This is a genomic window from Yoonia vestfoldensis DSM 16212, from assembly GCF_000382265.1.
Classification (GTDB): Bacteria; Pseudomonadota; Alphaproteobacteria; order Rhodobacterales; family Rhodobacteraceae; genus Yoonia; species Yoonia vestfoldensis.
Genome location: NZ_KB907983.1, coordinates 24,490 through 40,982 on the forward strand (window position 1 = coordinate 24,490; position 16,493 = coordinate 40,982).

Consider the following 16,493-nt stretch of genomic DNA (forward strand, 5'->3'; position numbering starts at 1 on the left):
GCACGTTATGCCAGCGGCGACCCCTTGACCAGCGCGCTAGGAGGCGAGGCGCAGGTCGTGAACGTCGTCATCGTGTTGCTTGCCAGCATATGGATCGCTCTCCGCCAGCATCAGGGGGACAAGCTTTGTGATCAGGTTGCGGCGGCCTTTGGTGGAATAGAATCCGCCCGGCACTTGGCTTGTTTCAAGCAGAAACTGCCGGAAATCGCGGTACGCCCGCGTGTCTGGTCTGCGCGCGGCAGTGAAAAACGCAGGGAGTGGCTGGTCGGACACGAAGTCCGGCTTGTCGTAGACGGCCGTCCCGAAAATCCGCAAAGGGATGCCGCGCCAAAGCACCTGCTGGCCAGCGGTCGAATTGATCGTGACCGCCGAACGCGCGGAATCGAGCAGATGCGCCAGCTTTCCACCGCGCACGTAATGCACGCGGTCAGCAATACCGCGGGCGATTGCGGCCTGCCGGATCAGGCGGCGCAGGGGTTTGCGCCCGTTTTCCAGCGGATGCGCCTTGAGCACGAGGTGATGCGCGCGGGGTGCGCCTTTGGCGAACCCCGCGACAACGACGTCGATGAATGTCTCCATGTCGCGGAACGGCGAATGCATCTGAAAGCTCGAATCATGTTCGAGTTGCAGCAGCGCCAGATGATAGGGGCGGCCGCGCACCTTGATCCGCAGCGTGGCCAAACCCCGCAGCAACGCGTGAAACGGCATCATCATCAGGCGGCGGGAATAAAGCCGCGCCTCTGTCCGCACGGGCAGGGCGCGGTGTGGGCGGAACTGCGGATAGCGCGCGTTACGGAACATCACGAACCAATGATACAGAGCGCCGTAAAAGATATGCTGGCGCATGTCGCCCCAATGGGCGGGTGGCGTCGGCATGTCGCGCCCATCCCGGGCCAGATGTGCGCGCATGTCCGCAACGGTCAGATCGCGCAAGCGGGAATGGCCGTTGCTGCCGTCGCGTTCATAGGTGATCCAGTAGGGGCGCAGATAGCCTTCCTCGAAGACATGGATGCGCAGGCCTGCGGCGCGGGCCTGGCGGACCGCCTCGGCATGGACGGGGCGGGTGTCGCCGTAAAGCACGATGTCGGTGATTCCTTTGTCGCGCAGGATCGTGGCAAGTGTTGCGGGCCATGCTGCAAGGCTATCGCGGAACGGCAGATATCCCGGTGCCCCCCACCAGAAGGCCGCGTCGCCAGCATTGAACCCCACGCGCCACACTTCCGCACCAGATTTGCGCAAGGCCGCAGCCATCTGGCGAAAGAATGGCCCATGCGGCCCTTGCAGGAAAAGAAAGCGGCGCTGGATACTCATACCATCCTACTGACACACGAAAAACAACCACGTGTTAACACCGCAATCTGACTGGAATGCGGCATCGCGGCAAGCGGCTTGTCTTGCCTGCCCTGCGACAAGCCGCTACGTCAGGACCAAGCGGAAAGGAAAGCCCATGTTTACAGGAATTGTCACCGATATCGGCCACGTGCTGGAACTCGAACAGCGCGGTGATCTGCGCGCGCGGATCGGTACGGGCTATGATGTGGCGGGCATCGATATCGGCGCGTCAATCGCCTGCAACGGGGTGTGCCTGACGGTGATCGCGCTGGGGCGCGACCCGCAAAACTGGTTCGACGTGCAGATTTCGGCGGAAACCGTGGGGGCCACGAATGTCGGCGGCTGGACAGTCGGCAAACGGCTGAACCTTGAACGCGCGCTGAAGGTCGGGGACGAGTTGGGCGGACATATCGTGTCGGGCCATGTCGATGGCGTGGCCGAGGTGGTGGCCATGCGCGATGAGGGCGACAGCACCCGCGTGACGTTTCGCGCGCCCGAACCGCTGGCAAAGTTCATCGCGCCCAAGGGGTCGGTCGCGCTGGACGGCACGTCGTTGACCGTGAACGAGGTCGCGGGCCGCGATTTCGGGATCAATTTCATCCCCCATACCAAAACCGCCACGACGTGGGGCGAGGTTGCGGTGGGTGATCTGATCAATATCGAGATCGACACGATGGCCCGCTATGTCGCGCGGTTGCAGGACTACGCCTGATGGCGGGGATCGGGCATAACTCCGGCCTCTCGCAGGAGCCGGGGCACAGCTGGCGCAAATTCGCATGGACCAAGGCACGGCAGGATTTGCTGCCTGTTCTGCCGATCGAGGTGGTGCGCCTGCGCGTCAAACGCGCCGCCGAACTGGGCCTGCCATACAAGACTTATGCCGGGATCCGCGCCAGCAACGGCCATGACCTGATCGGGTTTTTGTTTTCTAGCAATGCCTTGCGGGTGCCTAGCTGTGGGCAGGCAATGCCGGGGGACCGCGCGGCGCGGCTGGAAACGTTGGTCAATACCGCCCGCCACGGCCTTGCACACCGGCCTGTCACACCCACGCATCTGGCGGGGCTGGCGGGCATCGACCGCGCCTTTGCCGCCCCACGCTTTGCCGACAGCTCGTCTGCCATGCGCCGCGATCTGGATCAGGTGACAGGCACGCTGCGCCAGCCTGCCGACCGTTTTGTGCTGGTGGGCGATACCGATTTCGAGCGGGAATGGGTCGCGGCGGCCCGTCTGGCAGGCTATGTCAGCGCCGAGGCTTTCTTTCCTTAAGCCACCCTGCGCCCTGCGCCCCTTTTCAAACGGTGGATGCTGGGCTATCTGGCAGGCAACCAAGCTGCGGGGTCGCCTATGTCCATCACTTTCGAAACGCCGGGTCCGGTCGAACTGGACTGGTCCGATGCGATCAGCAAGATCGAGGACATCATCGACGATGCCCGCAACGGGCGGATGTTCATCCTTGTCGATCACGAGGACCGCGAGAACGAAGGCGATCTGGTCATCCCCGCCCAGATGGCGACCCCCGACGCGATCAACTTCATGGCCAAACACGGGCGCGGGCTGATCTGTCTGTCGCTGCCCGGCAGCCGCATCGACGCGCTGGGCCTGCCGCTGATGGCGTCCAACAATTCCTCGCGCCACGAAACCGCGTTCACCGTCAGCATCGAGGCGCGCGAAGGCGTGAGCACTGGTATTTCCGCCGCCGACCGCGCGCGCACCGTATCGGTGGCGATTGACGCGTCCAAGGGTGCTGCCGATATCGCGACACCGGGCCATGTGTTCCCGCTGCGCGCGCGCGAAGGTGGCGTGCTGGTCCGCGCGGGCCATACCGAGGCTGCGGTCGATATCGCGCGGCTGGCGGGGCTGAACCCGTCGGGCGTGATCTGCGAGATCATGAAGGAAGACGGCGAAATGGCGCGTTTGCCGGACCTGATCGCCTTTGCGCAGATGCATGGGCTGAAGATCGGCACGATCAGCGACCTGATCGCCTATCGCCGCCGCCACGACAATCTGGTCGTGCTGCGCGACAGCCAGACCATCACGTCGGAATTCGGCGGCGACTGGGAAATGCGGATTTTCGTCGATGAAACCCAAGGGGCCGAACATATCGCGCTGATCAAGGGTGATATCACCACGCCGGATCCGGTGCTGGTGCGGATGCATGCGATGGACCCGATGCTGGACGTCGTCGGTGTCGGTCCCAAGGGGCGGCGCAACGAATTCGGCGATGCGATGCAACTGATCGCCGACGAAGGGCGCGGCGCGCTGGTGCTGCTTCGTGACCTGCATATGAAACTGGACGCGAGCGAAGAAGCCTCGCCCCACACCCTGCGGCAATACGGGCTGGGCGCGCAGATCCTGTCGGCGCTGGGCCTGCATGCAATCACCCTGCTGACCAATTCGCCCAAGCCAAAGGTCGTCGGCCTCGACGCTTACGGTCTTGAGATCGTCGGCACGCGCAAAATCTCGGAGATTGGCTGATGGCCGGACCCACACACCATATCCTGCCGCTGCCGGAATTCGACAAGCCGGTGAAAATCCTGATCGTCGCCTCGCCCTATTACAAGGACATCAGCGACCACCAGATCGCCGGTGCCGTGGCCGAGATCGAAAAGGCCGGTGCCACGCACGAGATTGTGCATGTGCCGGGCGCGCTGGAAATCCCCACCGCCATCGGGATTGCCGCGCGGATGAGCAATTTTGACGGCTATGTCGCCCTTGGCTGCGTGATCCGGGGCGAGACGACGCATTACGATACCGTCTGCAACGACAGTAGCCGCGCGCTGCAACTTTTGGGGTTGCAGGGGCTGTGCATCGGCAACGGTATCCTGACCGTGGAAAACCACGCGCAGGCGGCGGTGCGTGCAGACCCCGCGCAGATGAACAAAGGCGGCGGGGCGGCGGCGGCGGCGCTGCATCTGGTGGCGCTGGCGCGCAAATGGGGCCGCGCTGAAAAAGGCGTGGGCTTTACCCGCGACATCCTGATGGCAGGTAATACAACCGCATGACGATCTCCAACAACCAGCGCCGCAAGATGAAATCAGCCGCACGGTTTTATGCCGTGCAGGCCCTGTTCCAGATGGAAGCCACCGGACAGACCGTCGAAGGGATCGTGCGCGAATTCGAGGATCACCGCTTTGGCGAGATCATCGACGATGTCGAACTGGTGGAAGGCGATGTCGATACCTTCCGGCGTATGATGGACCGCGCTGTCGATCTGCAGGCCAGCATCGACCAGATGACCGACCGTGCGCTGGTCGCCAAATGGCCCATCGCGCGGATCGACCCCACATGGCGCGCGCTGTTCCGCGCCGCTGGGGCCGAACTTTTGGACAAGGACACGCCGCCCAAGGTCGTGATCAGCGAATTCGTGGCCGTGGCCGAGGCGTTTTCGCATGACGGCAAAGAGCCGAAATTCGTCAATGCCGTGCTGGACCATATGGCGCGCGAGGCGCAGCCAGAGGCGTTCTGATCCGCAGCGAGCGTCGCGCTAAAAAGGTCGGGGCCTCCGGCGGGGATAACTGGGCTCGGAAGATGGTGGCACTTGTTTTCCCTGATGCATGGCTTAGCTCTTGTTCATAGGGAGACGCTGCCATGACACATGATCACGAACCGGACCTGATGCGGCTTTACCTGCGCCATTGCGCCGTGGGCTTTGTGATCGCGGCGGGGTTTGTCGCGATGCTGCTCTGGTACGATGTGGCGCGGCTGGGCAGTCTGGTGGCCAATTCCGATATCGGCTGGCTTGCCGTATTCCTGCTGTGGTTCTTTCACGGAACCGTCTTTGGCGGCGTGCAATTTGCCATTTCAATCATGCTGAATGCCGAGGATGATGACGACGACCAGTCCGGTGGGCAACTGATCCCGATCCGTGTGACCGCGCAGTCGCGGCGCGGGCGTTAAGCGACGGGCACCACATCTGCCGTAGCGGTAGCTAATCCCGAGGACCTGTTTTTACAGGTGGGCGCCAGATAGACTGACCAGGGCCAGAACAGAGCCAGCTCCCTCGGAGTTGCTTAAGGCCACTGGATTTGTACCGATGGTATACATGCAGCGCAGAAACCCGTCTGACCCACAGTTAGGGCGCGGCGCGCGGTTGCACAAGTGGGGCGAAATTATTCTTCGATTTCACCGCGGATCAGCCAACCATTGCGACCGACCATTGTGGCTGGCGCGTAGCCCAGCAGGATCCGTTCGGCCAGTCCGATGGTGAGCAGCGCCATGCAGACTTCGAAAAATGAGATACCGACAATCAGCGACATTTTCTGCATTCCTTCCGTAACGCGATCTGTATCGCAACCAAACCAGACCAAAACGTGACGTTGGCAAGGTATTCGGCGGACAAAGACCGCCTTGCTGACCCAATCACGCCACAATCCCCCTGTGCACCTGACCGGTGTTCGACAGGCAGGTTTCTGAAAATAAAAGAAAAACTGTGGTCCATTCCAGAGCGTGCGGCGTTGGTACGCAAAATGCGCCGCATTTGATGAAAGCTTTTTTCACAGCGGGAAGAATCACATCCCCCTCGCCACCTCACCGGGATTGCAATGTGTTCACCTATTGTTCAGTATGTCGCCATGCCATCCGTGTCGACATCCCCCGCATTGCAGCCCGGTCAAAGTCTGGCCCGTGGCGTCTGCCGCCATCTGCGCGGCCACAATTTCGTCAGTGTCGAGGAATTGGTGCCAGCCCCCGGTTTGCGCGTCGATGTCATGGCGCTGGGGCCGAAAGGCGAAATCTGGGTGATCGAGTGTAAATCAAGTCGCGCCGATTTCCAGACCGACCGCAAATGGCAGGGCTATCTGGATTGGTGCGACCGTTTTTTCTGGGCGGTGGGCAGCGATTTTCCGTTGGACCTGCTGCCCGACGACACCGGGCTGATCATGGCCGACAGCTATGATGCTGAAATCCTGCGGATCGGGCCGGACCGGCCTTTGCCCCCCGCGCGGCGCAAGATGGTGACGCGGAAATTCGCGCGCCATGCCGCAATCCGTGCGCAGATGGCGCGTGATCCGGGGTTTGTCAGCGCTTTTTGACGGCGCGCGCGGCCTGGGCTGCGGCGCGGATCTCGTCGGCGATTTCTTCGGCTTCCTCGGGTTCGAAATCCATCGGAATCTCTATGTCGCCCGCCTCGACGAAGATGCGCACCATGCCCAGTTCGGTTGGGCCGATCTGCATGTTGGCCTCGATATCGCGTTCGTTGTTGATACCCATGATCTGTTCCTTGATGACTTTCGCCTGCCTACAGCGCCGCGTAATCGCTTGGCAAGGGCCGCGCGCGAAAAGCCGCGACTAGCCCTTGCAATCACACGGTCATGCCGCTAAATCCGGCGCCAGTGCCGCCTTAGCTCAGTTGGTTAGAGCGCTTGATTGTGGATCAAGAGGTCGCTGGTTCGAGACCAGCAGGTGGTACCACCCCCTTTTCAGGCCGCAGATGTCGACGGAGAACCAGATGGGGCCGACCCTGATCACCTTTACCATCGCTGCCAACCCGCCGCCGCGGCTGGACAAGGCGCTTGGCCGGGATGTACCGGATGATGCCGCCCTCAGCCGGTCGCGTCTGGCGCGGCTGATCGCGGATGGCGCTGTGGCGGTGGATGGTGTGGTCGTGACCGACCCGCGTTTCCGCATCAGCGAAGGCGCGCAGGTCGCCGTCACCATCGAGCAAGCGGTTGAAAGCCATATCGGGGCGGAGGATATCACGCTCGAGGTGGTGTTCGAGGACGAGGACCTGATCGTCATCAACAAACCCGCCGGTATGGTCGTGCATCCCGCCCCCGGCACACCCGAAGGCACGCTGGTCAATGCGCTGATCCACCATTGCGGTGACAGCCTGTCGGGTGTGGGCGGCCTCAAACGCCCCGGCATCGTGCACCGGATCGACAAGGACACATCCGGCCTGCTGGTCGTCGCGAAATCCGACCGCGCGCATCATCATCTGGCCGACCAATTCGCCGACCATACGGTCGAACGCCGCTATATCGCGGTCTGCTATGGCGTCCCCGAAGCGAACGATCCGCGCCTGCGCGGGATCAAGGGCACCAGTTTCGAGCCCGGCAATATCCTGAAAATCCAGACCCGGCTGGGGCGGCACCGCACGGACCGCCAGCGGCAGGCGGTGTCCTTTACCGCCGGACGCCATGCCGTGACGCGCACGCGAATCCTCGCCCCTTTGGGCACGCCGCCGGTTGCGGCCCTGATCGAATGCTGGCTCGAGACAGGCCGCACCCACCAGATCCGCGTGCATCTGGCCCATTGCGGCCATGCGCTGATCGGCGATCCGACCTACGGCAGCCGGCGCAAGATGTCGCCCAAAGCACTGGGCGAGGCAGGGGTGGATGCCGTTGCCGCTTTTCCGCGTCAGGCGCTGCATGCGGCGACCTTGGGTTTCGTGCATCCGGTGACCGAGGAATTCCTTGAATTCGAGGCCCCTTTGCCCGCCGATATGCAGGCTCTGCTGACCGCGATGAGTGCTGCGGTCTGAAATACCGGATCGCATGTGCGTGAGCGCACCGAAAGATGGCTCGCAAAAGTGAACTGATTGGTTCATATTGAGTTGACCACAAGTAAAGACCGACACTTGAAAATTGGCCGCAGCGCGACCACATCCATGTTAAGCCTTTATACATAACGGAGGGCACGACAGTGAGCGACTATAAAAATCTTCCCGCACCAACCCCGGAAGGCGGCCTGAACCGCTATATGCAGGAAATCCGCAAGTTCCCGATGCTGGAACCCGAAGAAGAATACATGCTGGCCAAACGCTGGGTGGACCACGAAGACACAGAAGCCGCGCATAAGATGGTCACATCGCACCTGCGTCTGGCTGCAAAGATCGCCATGGGCTATCGCGGCTATGGCCTGCCGCAGGCCGAGGTGATTTCCGAGGCGAACGTGGGCCTGATGCAGGCGGTCAAACGGTTTGACCCCGAAAAAGGGTTTCGCCTTGCGACCTATGCGATGTGGTGGATTCGCGCCTCGATCCAGGAATATATCCTGCGGTCCTGGTCGCTGGTGAAGATGGGTACAACATCGGCCCAGAAAAAGCTGTTCTTCAACCTGCGCAAGGCGAAAAACCGCATCGGTGCGCTGGAAGAAGGCGATTTGCGCCCAGAGAACGTCAAACAGATCGCGAACGATCTGGGCGTGACCGAGGATGAGGTGATCTCGATGAACCGGCGCCTGTCGGGGGGCGACGCCTCGCTCAACGCGCAGATCGGGTCGGATGGTGAAGGGTCGATGCAATGGCAGGACTGGCTCGAAGACGACAGCGCCAATACCGCCGCCGATTACGAGGAACATGACGAACTTGACGCGCGTCGCGCCTTGCTGGCCGAAGCAATGACCGTGCTGAATGACCGCGAAAAGGACATTCTGGTGCAGCGCCGCCTTGCCGACGAAACTGTCACGCTCGAAGATCTCAGCGCGCGCTATGACGTCAGCCGCGAACGGATCCGCCAGATCGAAGTGCGGGCGTTTGAAAAGCTGCAGTCGCGCATGACGCAGCTTGCGCGCGAAAAAGGCATGCTGGAAAGCGCCTGAGCTTTCCCGCGACCTGTCGTCCGTATGATCCCCGTCGGAGCCTCCGGCGGGGATATTTTTTGCTCGGAAGATGGGAAAGGGGCGTGGCACCAGCCGGATGATAGCGCTACCATTCCCAAAAGGGAGACTGATATGACACCAATCCGCTGGGGCATCCTGGGTGCCGCCGATTTCGCCCGCCGTTTCATGGGCCCCGCCATCCATGCCGCCAAAGGGGCCGAGCTGTCCGCGCTGGCCACATCCAGCCCCGACAAGGCGGCGGGTTTCGCCGCCTTCGCCCCCGGCATCACGGTGCATGACAGCTATGACGCGCTCTTGGCCGATCCGGCGGTGGATGCGGTCTATATCCCGCTGCCCAACCACCTGCATGTGGACTGGTCGCTCAAGGCGCTGGCGGCGGGCAAACACGTCTTGTGCGAAAAACCCATGGGGCTGGCGGCGGCTGATTATGACCGGCTGATCGCCGCGCGCGATGCGGCCGGGCTGCTGGCGGCCGAGGCTTTCATGATCGTGCATCATCCCCAATTCATCCGCGCGCGCGACCTTTACGCCCAGGGGGCGATCGGCAAGCTGATGCATGTCGACGCGACCTTTACCTATAACAACGCGGGTGATATGACCAATATCCGCAACCGCCCCGAAACCGGCGGTGGCGCGCTGCGCGATATCGGCGTCTATACCTTCGGGGCGGCGCGGTTCGTCAGCGGGCAGGAACCCGATGCCATCACCCACGCCGAGCTACGGCTGGAAAACGACGTCGACGTCTTCGCCCAAGTCGCCGTGACATTCCCCGACTTCGCCTATTCCGCGCTCGTCTCGATGCGGATGCACCCGCGTCAGCAGGTCACCTTTCACGGCGACAAGGGCGTCATGCGCCTGACCTGTCCGTTCAACGCCAATGTCTTCGATATCGCACAACTGACGCTGGAAACTGATGGCAGCAGCATCATCACCGAACGCTGGCCGGGGGTGAACCATTACATCCTGCAAGTCGAAAACTTCGGAAATGCGCTGCGCGGCGAGGCGGATTACCCGTGCCCGCTGGAATTCTCACGTGGCACGCAAGCCATGATGGACATGGTCTTTGCGGCGGGCGCGCCGCGCTGATCGCGCGCCCTTCCGACTTCTTTTTTCCAAAAATACTCCCCCGCCGGAGGCGCTGGCGTTACAGCACCTCTAGCTCGTCGATCATGCTTTCGATCAGCGCCAGCCCTTTGTCCCAGAAGGCGGGGTCGGAAGCATCGAGCCCGAACGGCGCCAGCAATTCCTTGTGGTGCTTGGATCCGCCCGCGCGCAGCATGGCGAAATACTTGTCGCGGAAATCGGCGTCGCCTTCTTCGAACACGGCATAAAGCGCGTTCACCAGACCGTCGCCAAAAGCATAGGCATAGACGTAAAACGGCGAATGCACAAAATGAGGGATATAGGCCCAGAACGTTTCGTAGCCTTCGGCAAAATCGAACACGGGGCCAAGGCTTTCGGCCTGCACCGACATCCAGAGCGCGTTGATATCATCGGGCGTCAATTCGCCTTCTGCCCGTGCAGCATGCAGCTTGCATTCGAAATCATAGAACGCGATCTGGCGCACCACGGTGTTGATCATATCCTCGACCTTGCCCGCCAGCAGCACCTTGCGGTCCTGCGGCGTCTTGGCATTGTCGAGCAATTGCCGGAAGGTCAGCATCTCGCCAAACACCGACGCCGTTTCGGCCAGCGTCAGCGGGGTGGAGGACAAAAGCTCGCCCTGTTCGGCGGCCAGCACCTGATGCACGCCGTGCCCCAGCTCATGCGCCAGCGTCATCACATCGCGCGGTTTGCCGAGGTAGTTCAGCATCACATAGGGATGCACCGGCGTCACCGTCGGATGCGCGAAAGCGCCCGGTGCCTTACCGGGTTTGGTGGCGGCATCGATCCAGCCCTTGTCGAAAAACCGGCCCGCGATGTCGGCCATGCGCGGATCAAAGCCAGCGTAGGCGGTCATCACCGTGTCGCGCGCCTCGTCCCAGCCGATCACGCGGGTCTGCTCCATCGGCAAAGGTGCGTTGCGGTCCCAGACTTGCATCCGGTCCAGCCCCATCCATTTTGCCTTCAGCGCATAATAGCGATGCGACAGGCGCGGATAGGCTTTGACGACGGCGTCGCGCAATGCCTCGACCACCTCGGGTTCGACATGGTTGGCAAGATGGCGCGCGGCCTGCGGACTGGGCATCTTGCGCCAGCGGTCGCTGATTTCCTTTTCCTTGGCCAGCGTGTTGTGCACGCGCGAGAAAATCTTGATGTTCTCGCGGAAAACGGCGGTCAAGGCATGGGTCGCCGCCTCGCGTTTCGTGCGGTCCTGTTCGGTCAGCAGGTTCAGCGTGCTCTCGAGGTTCAGCACCTCGCCATCCACGACGAATTCCAGCCCCGCCATCGTTTCGTCGAAAAGACGGTTCCATGCGGCGGCACCCACGGTCGATTGGTCGTGCAGAAACTTTTCCAGTTCGTCCGACAATTGATGCGGCTTCATCGCGCGCATCCGGTCGAACACGGGCTTATAGCGCGCCAGATCGTCGTTGTCGGCCAGAAGGCCTGCAAGATGCGCGTCTTCCAGGCGGTTGAACTCCAGCCCGTAGAACACCAGAGGCGTGGTAAAGCGGGTGATCTTGTCCTGACAATCGGCCATGAATTTGGCGCGGTCGCTGTCGGTCGTGATCTGGTAGTAGCGCAGACCCGCAAACGACATGATCCGCCCCGCGATCACGTCGATCTGTTCATAGCGCCGCACTGCCTGTAGCAGCCCAGCCGCATTCAGCGTCGCAAGCTTGCCTTCGTAATCGGCGGCAAAGGCCGCGCATTCTGTTTCCAGCCACGCCAAGTCGCGCGTGATCTCGGGGCTGTCCGGGCCGGGATAAAGATCGGTCAGGTCCCATTCGGGCAAATCGCCAAAGGCCTTCTTTCCGGTGACATTGGCATCATAGACGGGGTTTTGCATGGCGCGGCTTTCGTTGCTGTTTGATGGCATACTTAGGGTGTCGCGCGGCGGCATGGAACCCTGTCAGCCGTAAAGCCGCAGCATTTCGCGCAGATCATCGAGCGTATTGGCCTCGGCCACGGGTTTGTCCTGCCGCCAGCGCAGCATCCGCGGAAACCGGAGCGCGACGCCCGATTTGTGCCGCGGGCTTTGATTGATGCCTTCAAAGGCGATTTCGAACACATGCACGGGCGGCACCTGCCGGACGGGGCCGAATTTTTGCAGCGTGTTCTTGCGCACCCAAGCCGTGATCTGGCGGAATTCGGCATCGGTCAGGCCGGAATAGGCTTTTGTGAAGGGCACCAGCGCATCGCCGTCGCGCACGGCGAATGTGTAATCGGTGAAAAGATTCGCCCGTCGTCCGCTGCCCGCTTGCGCATAGATCATCACGGCATCGATGGTCAGCGGATCGACCTTCCATTTCCACCAATCGCCTTTCTTGCGGCCTGAAAGATAAGGGCTGTCGTGGCGTTTGAGCATCAGCCCTTCGGCCCCCACGTCCCGCGACTGGCTGCGTGCGGCGGCCAGATCGTCCCACGTGCCGAACGGCACCTGCGGCGACAAGCGCAGGGGGGTGTGGGTTGAAACCTGCGCAACAAGCCCCGCCAACGCCGCGCGGCGGTCGGCAAAAGGCAGGTGCCGGATATCGCGGCCGTCCTGTTCCAGCAGATCATAGGCCATCAGGATCACGGGCGCCTCGGCCAGCAATTTGCGCGGCACGGTCTTGCGCCCGATGCGTTTTTGCAAGGCGGCAAAGGGCAGGGGGGCGCCGTCCGCAAAGGCCAGCACCTCGCCGTCAATCACGGTGCCGTCTGGCAGAGCATCGCAGAGCTGGGCGAGCTCGGGAAAGCGGTCGGTCATCAGGTCTTCGCCGCGTGACCACAGATAATGCGTGCCGCCGCGCAGGATGAACTGCCCCCTGATCCCGTCCCATTTGCGTTCCGCCGACCAATCGGCAGGCGGGCCGAGGGCCTCCAGATCCTCCAACCCGTAGGCCAGATAGAACGGATAGGGGCGCGACGCGTCGGTGCCGGGATCATCCGCCTCGATCAGGCTGGTCCAGGTGACGCTGTCGGGCGTCCAGTTGCCCATCAGTTTATGAGTCAGCTCCGGTTCGGGCTGGCCTGTCGCCTGTGCCAGCGCGCGGGTCATCAGTTTCGCGCTGACGCCGATGCGGAAACCGCCGGTCAAGAGCTTGGTGAACAAGAACCGTTCCGCAGGCGGCAGCCGGTCCCATGCGGCGATGATGCCGGCCTTGCGCGCGTCTTCGTCCTGCGTGCCCAAGGCGCGCAGATGCATGATCCAGTAGGTTAGGCTTTCGTCGCTGGTGGCGCGCGGCGGCGGCAGCACCAGCGCGATGGTTTCGGCCAGATCGCCCACGATGCTGTAGCTTTCCTCGAACAGCCAGTCGGGGAGGCCTGCCACCTCTGCCGCCCAGAGCCGCAATTTGGAGGCGGTGATCACCCGCTTCGGCCTGCGTCCGGTGAACAGGGCGGTGGTCCAGAGCTTGTCGCTGTCGGGTGCTGTGCGGAAATAATCGGCCAGTGCGGCGACCTTGACGCTGGTCTTGGTGCTTTCATCAAGCTGGGCGAAAAGGGCGGCAAAGGCTTTCATGCCGCATCCTCGGCGGCATCAAACCCTTCGCCTTGATAATCCGTGCTGACGACATGCGCGTCATGGCCCTGATCGCGCAGCCATTGCTGAAAGGCAGTGGTATAGCCATGGGTGACAAAGATTTTCTCTGCCCCCGTTGCGGTGATCGCCGCGTTCAGGCCTGCCCAATCGGCATGGTCGGACACGATGAACCCCCGGTCCGCCGCGCGTCTGCGCCGCACACCGCGCAGGGCCATCCAGCCGCTGGCAAAGGCGGTCGAGGCAGGCCCGAACCGCCGTGCCCAGGGCGTGCCAAGCGCGGAAGGCATGGCCAGCACCAAAGCGCCGGGGTGGGTTTTGGCGGTGACATTCGCATCGACGCGGGTCGTGGCGGGCAGGGGGATACCCTGCGCGCGCAGGACCTCGTTCGTGTTTTCCACCGCGCCATGCGTCAGAATCGGGCCGATGGCAGGGTCAAGCAGGCGCAAGAGCCTTTGCGCCTTGCCCAAGGCATAGGCCCCCAGGATCGCGGTCTTGCCTGCGGCCGCACACTCGGCCCACCAGCGGTTGATCTGGCCCTGCAAGATATCCTGCGGCGTCCAGTTGAAAATGGGCAGCCCGAAGGTGCATTCGGTGATGAAGGCGTGGCAGGGGACGGGGACGAAAGGTTCCGACAACCCGTCATCCACCGTCTTGTAATCGCCCGAGACGACCCAGACCTGCCCTTTGACCGCGATGCGGATCTGCGCCGATCCCGGCACATGGCCTGCGGGGTGGAACGACACTGTGGCATCCCCGATTTGCTGTGCGGTGTCATAGGCAATCGTCTGCACCGCGATATCGCCCAAGCGATGCCGCATGACGGCGGCGGTCCGGGGCGTGGCCAGATAGCTGTCCATCCCCCAGCGGGCGTGATCGCTGTGCGCATGGGTGATGAGCGCCCGTGGCACGGGGCGCCAGGGGTCGATGTAGAAATCCCCCGCAGGGCAGTAGATGCCGCGGTCGGTGAAGGTGAGCACATCCGTCATGAGTGACAGATAGGGTTTGTGGCCGCCCTGCCAATGGCATGCTTACGTGGCGGCGGCGAGACCTGAGCCTCCGGCGGGAGTATTTCTGGAAAAAAGAAGATGTGGACGGTGTGGCTAGTGATGCGCGTCGAAATGGGCGATGATTTTCGTGGTGACGCTGTCGCGCATCTCGGGCGTGTCCATCAGCATTTCGTGTTGGCCGCCCTTGATCTCGTGCAGCACACCGCCCGGCCAGCGGGCCATGCGGGTGCGGATGGCGGCGGGGTCGACGATGGATTCCTTGCTGCCCAGAAAGGTGATGCATGGCGTGGCGGGCGAAGGCAGGCGGGCCAGAGCGCGCATCTCTTGCAATGATTTGTTCAGCCAGCGCAGGGTGGGCCCGCCGAGGCCGAGCTCCGGATGGGCTTTGATCTGGCCGCCCAACGCGGCATAGATTTCGGGGTCGTTGGTCAGCATGTTGCCGGCAAAGGGCTGTTGCAGCGGATAGCTGGTGGCGGATTGGCCGGGGACGACCTTTTCGTCGAATTTCAACGTCAGGCTGAGTGTCGAGAGGCCCCATGCAAAGCTGCGCGTCGCGCGCGGCATCTGGATGCCCCACATCGGGGCGGAAAACATCACTGCCGCGACGTCGAGGCCATTGGTCAGTGACCGCAGCCCGATGCAGCCACCCATCGAATGCGCGATCATGAACCACGGACGCGGCAGGCCAAGGTCGGCGGCATGGGCAAGCAAGGCCTGCACATCCTGCTGATAATCCGCAAAATCGCCGATATGGCCCAGATCGGTGTCAGCGATCAGCCTATCGGCCAGTCCCTGCCCGCGCCAGTCCACCGCGAGCGTGGCATATCCTGCTGAAGTCAGCGCCTGCGCGGTGATTCCATATTTTTCGATGTATTCGGTGCGGCCCGGAAAGATCAGCACGGTGCCCCGTGCGTTGTCCACCGGCCAGTGACCTGCGCGGATGCGCCTGTTGTCGCCAGTGGTCAGCCAATGCGCGGCCCCGTGCGCGGGGCCGTTCGCGATATCATCGAAAAACGGGGCCGCAGGTGACATCAGGACAAAACGCTCGTCAGTTTCATCGCCATGCCCATGTCGCCGTCAACGCTCAGCTTGCCTGTCATGAAGGCGGTTGTCGGGTTCAATTCGTCGTCAAGGATCGCCTTGAACACATCCGCGGTGGCGGTCAGCGTGACGTCGGCGTCATCATCGGCGGCGCGTGCACCGCTTTGGTCGATGATGATCGTGCCTTCGTTTTCAATGACGAATTTGGCGCTGCCGTCAAAACCGTTGCCGTCCATCTTGGCGTTCAACTGGGTGACGGCTTCGTTCACTACATCGCTCATGATTTTGATCCTCTCGTGATGATTTGCGGCAGGCAGGCTCTGGCGTCCGCCGCATGATGCGCTACACTCATGCTATGATGGTTCATCTCTTTCGCTTCAAATGTATCGTTGCGGCACTTGTGCTGGGCTTGGGTCTTTCGCTGCCTGTGGTGGCACAAACCGACCGGCTCGACCAGCTTTTCGCGGAATTGTCGCAGACCGATGAAGAAGGATCGTTGCGGATCGAACAGCAGATCATCTCCGAATGGAGCAAGAGCGGGTCGGCGTCGATCGACCTGCTGTTGCGGCGTGGGCAGGATGCGCTGGATGATGGCGCGCCTGATGCAGCCCTCGATCATTTCTCGGCGCTGGTCGATCATGCGCCTGAGTTTGCCGAAGGCTATTACCTGCGCGCCACGTCTTTTTATCTGCTCGATGAAATCGGTCCCGCCATGGCCGACCTTGAAGAGGTCCTGACCCGCAATCCGCGCCATTTCGAGGCGATGCGCGGGCTGGCGGTCATGATGGAAGAAACTGGCAGACCCGAAGGTGCGCTTGAACTTTACGACATGATCCTTGATATCGTGCCACATTCCGCGCAGGCCCGCGACGAACGCGCGCGCCTGCAACAACAGTTAGAGGGCCAGGCGATCTGACCGCCCGGCCCTGACG

Annotated in this window: 19 protein-coding genes and 1 tRNA gene; 12 read left to right on the plus strand and 8 right to left on the minus strand. The window is 62.2% G+C overall.

The window, feature by feature from the left end; translation table 11 throughout:
- Nucleotides 1-36: 36 nt before the first annotated feature.
- Nucleotides 37-1,311, minus strand: coding sequence for a capsule polysaccharide biogenesis protein (locus tag H147_RS0112105; protein ID WP_019955632.1), 1,275 nt, complete (start codon nt 1,309-1,311; stop codon nt 37-39).
- Nucleotides 1,312-1,447: 136 nt separating this feature from the next.
- On the opposite strand from H147_RS0112105, the gene H147_RS0112110 reads away from it, so the two are divergent.
- From H147_RS0112110 to H147_RS0112135, 6 genes are all read left to right on the plus strand, one after another.
- A complete protein-coding gene (locus H147_RS0112110) occupies nt 1,448-2,044 on the plus strand; it encodes a riboflavin synthase (RefSeq protein WP_026352464.1) in 597 nt (198 codons plus the stop codon).
- Nucleotides 2,044-2,598: a hypothetical protein gene (locus H147_RS0112115; protein ID WP_019955634.1), complete on the plus strand. Its 555-nt coding sequence runs from the start codon at nt 2,044-2,046 to the stop codon at nt 2,596-2,598. Before H147_RS0112110 ends, H147_RS0112115 begins: the two co-directional genes overlap by 1 nt.
- A gap of 78 nt (nt 2,599-2,676) precedes the next feature.
- Complete coding sequence (gene ribB / locus H147_RS0112120; protein WP_026352465.1) at nt 2,677-3,807, plus strand: 3,4-dihydroxy-2-butanone-4-phosphate synthase; 1,131 nt, start codon at nt 2,677-2,679, stop codon at nt 3,805-3,807.
- A complete protein-coding gene (locus H147_RS0112125; protein WP_019955636.1) occupies nt 3,807-4,334 on the plus strand; it encodes a 6,7-dimethyl-8-ribityllumazine synthase in 528 nt (175 codons plus the stop codon). The genes ribB and H147_RS0112125 overlap by 1 nt, the downstream gene beginning before the upstream one ends.
- Nucleotides 4,331-4,798: a transcription antitermination factor NusB gene (gene nusB / locus H147_RS0112130; protein ID WP_019955637.1), complete on the plus strand. Its 468-nt coding sequence runs from the start codon at nt 4,331-4,333 to the stop codon at nt 4,796-4,798. Before H147_RS0112125 ends, nusB begins: the two co-directional genes overlap by 4 nt.
- Before the next feature lie 122 nt (nt 4,799-4,920).
- Complete coding sequence (locus H147_RS0112135) at nt 4,921-5,229, plus strand: hypothetical protein (RefSeq protein WP_019955638.1); 309 nt, start codon at nt 4,921-4,923, stop codon at nt 5,227-5,229.
- Nucleotides 5,230-5,441: 212 nt separating this feature from the next.
- On the opposite strand, the gene H147_RS21185 is transcribed toward H147_RS0112135, so the two are convergent.
- Nucleotides 5,442-5,588, minus strand: coding sequence for a hypothetical protein (locus H147_RS21185; RefSeq protein WP_169379863.1), 147 nt, complete (start codon nt 5,586-5,588; stop codon nt 5,442-5,444).
- A gap of 315 nt (nt 5,589-5,903) precedes the next feature.
- Here H147_RS21185 and H147_RS0112145 point away from each other — a divergent pair, with 315 nt between their 5' ends.
- Nucleotides 5,904-6,362 carry an MmcB family DNA repair protein gene (locus H147_RS0112145; protein ID WP_019955640.1) on the plus strand — a complete coding sequence of 153 codons (459 nt, stop codon included), beginning with the start codon at nt 5,904-5,906 and terminating at the stop codon, nt 6,360-6,362.
- Here H147_RS0112145 and H147_RS0112150 read toward each other — a convergent pair.
- A complete protein-coding gene (locus tag H147_RS0112150) occupies nt 6,349-6,540 on the minus strand; it encodes a DUF6324 family protein (protein WP_019955641.1) in 192 nt (63 codons plus the stop codon). The genes H147_RS0112145 and H147_RS0112150 overlap by 14 nt on opposite strands.
- 124 nt (nt 6,541-6,664) lie before the next feature.
- Between H147_RS0112150 and H147_RS0112155 the strand changes: the two genes are divergently transcribed.
- From H147_RS0112155 to H147_RS0112170, 4 genes are all read left to right on the plus strand, one after another.
- Nucleotides 6,665-6,741, plus strand: a tRNA-His gene (locus tag H147_RS0112155).
- A gap of 19 nt (nt 6,742-6,760) precedes the next feature.
- Nucleotides 6,761-7,810: an RluA family pseudouridine synthase gene (locus H147_RS0112160; RefSeq protein WP_019955642.1), complete on the plus strand. Its 1,050-nt coding sequence runs from the start codon at nt 6,761-6,763 to the stop codon at nt 7,808-7,810.
- A gap of 161 nt (nt 7,811-7,971) precedes the next feature.
- Nucleotides 7,972-8,868 carry an RNA polymerase sigma factor RpoH gene (gene rpoH, locus H147_RS0112165; RefSeq protein ID WP_019955643.1) on the plus strand — a complete coding sequence of 299 codons (897 nt, stop codon included), beginning with the start codon at nt 7,972-7,974 and terminating at the stop codon, nt 8,866-8,868.
- A 132-nt stretch (nt 8,869-9,000) separates the two neighbouring features.
- A complete protein-coding gene (locus tag H147_RS0112170; RefSeq protein WP_019955644.1) occupies nt 9,001-9,975 on the plus strand; it encodes a Gfo/Idh/MocA family protein in 975 nt (324 codons plus the stop codon).
- A 58-nt stretch (nt 9,976-10,033) separates the two neighbouring features.
- Here the strand turns inward: H147_RS0112170 and H147_RS0112175 are convergent, their stop codons facing one another.
- The 5 genes from H147_RS0112175 to H147_RS0112195 form a co-directional block, all read right to left on the minus strand.
- Nucleotides 10,034-11,839, minus strand: a complete 1,806-nt coding sequence (locus H147_RS0112175; protein ID WP_026352467.1) for a M3 family oligoendopeptidase — start codon at nt 11,837-11,839, stop codon at nt 10,034-10,036.
- Nucleotides 11,840-11,902: 63 nt separating this feature from the next.
- Nucleotides 11,903-13,492, minus strand: a complete 1,590-nt coding sequence (locus tag H147_RS0112180) for an ATP-dependent DNA ligase (protein WP_019955646.1) — start codon at nt 13,490-13,492, stop codon at nt 11,903-11,905.
- The gene (locus H147_RS0112185) at nt 13,489-14,499 is read right to left on the minus strand and encodes a ligase-associated DNA damage response exonuclease (RefSeq protein WP_019955647.1); all 1,011 of its coding nucleotides are present in this window, start codon (nt 14,497-14,499) and stop codon (nt 13,489-13,491) included. Before H147_RS0112185 ends, H147_RS0112180 begins: the two co-directional genes overlap by 4 nt.
- A gap of 114 nt (nt 14,500-14,613) precedes the next feature.
- Entirely contained in the window at nt 14,614-15,552 is a 939-nt protein-coding gene (locus H147_RS0112190; protein ID WP_019955648.1) for an alpha/beta hydrolase, read from the minus strand.
- The gene (locus H147_RS0112195; RefSeq protein ID WP_019955649.1) at nt 15,552-15,842 is read right to left on the minus strand and encodes an SCP2 sterol-binding domain-containing protein; all 291 of its coding nucleotides are present in this window, start codon (nt 15,840-15,842) and stop codon (nt 15,552-15,554) included. Before H147_RS0112195 ends, H147_RS0112190 begins: the two co-directional genes overlap by 1 nt.
- A 74-nt stretch (nt 15,843-15,916) precedes the next feature.
- Between H147_RS0112195 and H147_RS0112200 the strand changes: the two genes are divergently transcribed.
- Nucleotides 15,917-16,477 (plus strand): tetratricopeptide repeat protein, encoded by a 561-nt coding sequence (locus tag H147_RS0112200; protein ID WP_019955650.1) that lies wholly within the window; start codon nt 15,917-15,919, stop codon nt 16,475-16,477.
- The last annotated feature ends 16 nt before the right edge of the window (nt 16,478-16,493 follow it).

What these genes read in the sequence shown, in the direction of transcription:
- H147_RS0112105 (WP_019955632.1), bottom strand. Translation starts at nt 1,311, where the DNA reads ATGAGTATCCAGCGCCGCTTTCTTTTCCTGCAAGGGCCGCATGGGCCA.
- H147_RS0112110 (WP_026352464.1), top strand. Translation starts at nt 1,448, where the DNA reads ATGTTTACAGGAATTGTCACCGATATCGGCCACGTGCTGGAACTCGAA.
- H147_RS0112115 (WP_019955634.1), top strand. Translation starts at nt 2,044, where the DNA reads ATGGCGGGGATCGGGCATAACTCCGGCCTCTCGCAGGAGCCGGGGCAC.
- ribB (WP_026352465.1), top strand. Translation starts at nt 2,677, where the DNA reads ATGTCCATCACTTTCGAAACGCCGGGTCCGGTCGAACTGGACTGGTCC.
- H147_RS0112125 (WP_019955636.1), top strand. Translation starts at nt 3,807, where the DNA reads ATGGCCGGACCCACACACCATATCCTGCCGCTGCCGGAATTCGACAAG.
- nusB (WP_019955637.1), top strand. Translation starts at nt 4,331, where the DNA reads ATGACGATCTCCAACAACCAGCGCCGCAAGATGAAATCAGCCGCACGG.
- H147_RS0112135 (WP_019955638.1), top strand. Translation starts at nt 4,921, where the DNA reads ATGACACATGATCACGAACCGGACCTGATGCGGCTTTACCTGCGCCAT.
- H147_RS21185 (WP_169379863.1), bottom strand. Translation starts at nt 5,588, where the DNA reads ATGTCGCTGATTGTCGGTATCTCATTTTTCGAAGTCTGCATGGCGCTG.
- H147_RS0112145 (WP_019955640.1), top strand. Translation starts at nt 5,904, where the DNA reads ATGCCATCCGTGTCGACATCCCCCGCATTGCAGCCCGGTCAAAGTCTG.
- H147_RS0112150 (WP_019955641.1), bottom strand. Translation starts at nt 6,540, where the DNA reads ATGGGTATCAACAACGAACGCGATATCGAGGCCAACATGCAGATCGGC.
- H147_RS0112160 (WP_019955642.1), top strand. Translation starts at nt 6,761, where the DNA reads ATGTCGACGGAGAACCAGATGGGGCCGACCCTGATCACCTTTACCATC.
- H147_RS0112170 (WP_019955644.1), top strand. Translation starts at nt 9,001, where the DNA reads ATGACACCAATCCGCTGGGGCATCCTGGGTGCCGCCGATTTCGCCCGC.
- H147_RS0112175 (WP_026352467.1), bottom strand. Translation starts at nt 11,839, where the DNA reads ATGCAAAACCCCGTCTATGATGCCAATGTCACCGGAAAGAAGGCCTTT.
- H147_RS0112180 (WP_019955646.1), bottom strand. Translation starts at nt 13,492, where the DNA reads ATGAAAGCCTTTGCCGCCCTTTTCGCCCAGCTTGATGAAAGCACCAAG.
- H147_RS0112185 (WP_019955647.1), bottom strand. Translation starts at nt 14,499, where the DNA reads ATGACGGATGTGCTCACCTTCACCGACCGCGGCATCTACTGCCCTGCG.
- H147_RS0112190 (WP_019955648.1), bottom strand. Translation starts at nt 15,552, where the DNA reads ATGTCACCTGCGGCCCCGTTTTTCGATGATATCGCGAACGGCCCCGCG.
- H147_RS0112195 (WP_019955649.1), bottom strand. Translation starts at nt 15,842, where the DNA reads ATGAGCGATGTAGTGAACGAAGCCGTCACCCAGTTGAACGCCAAGATG.
- H147_RS0112200 (WP_019955650.1), top strand. Translation starts at nt 15,917, where the DNA reads ATGATGGTTCATCTCTTTCGCTTCAAATGTATCGTTGCGGCACTTGTG.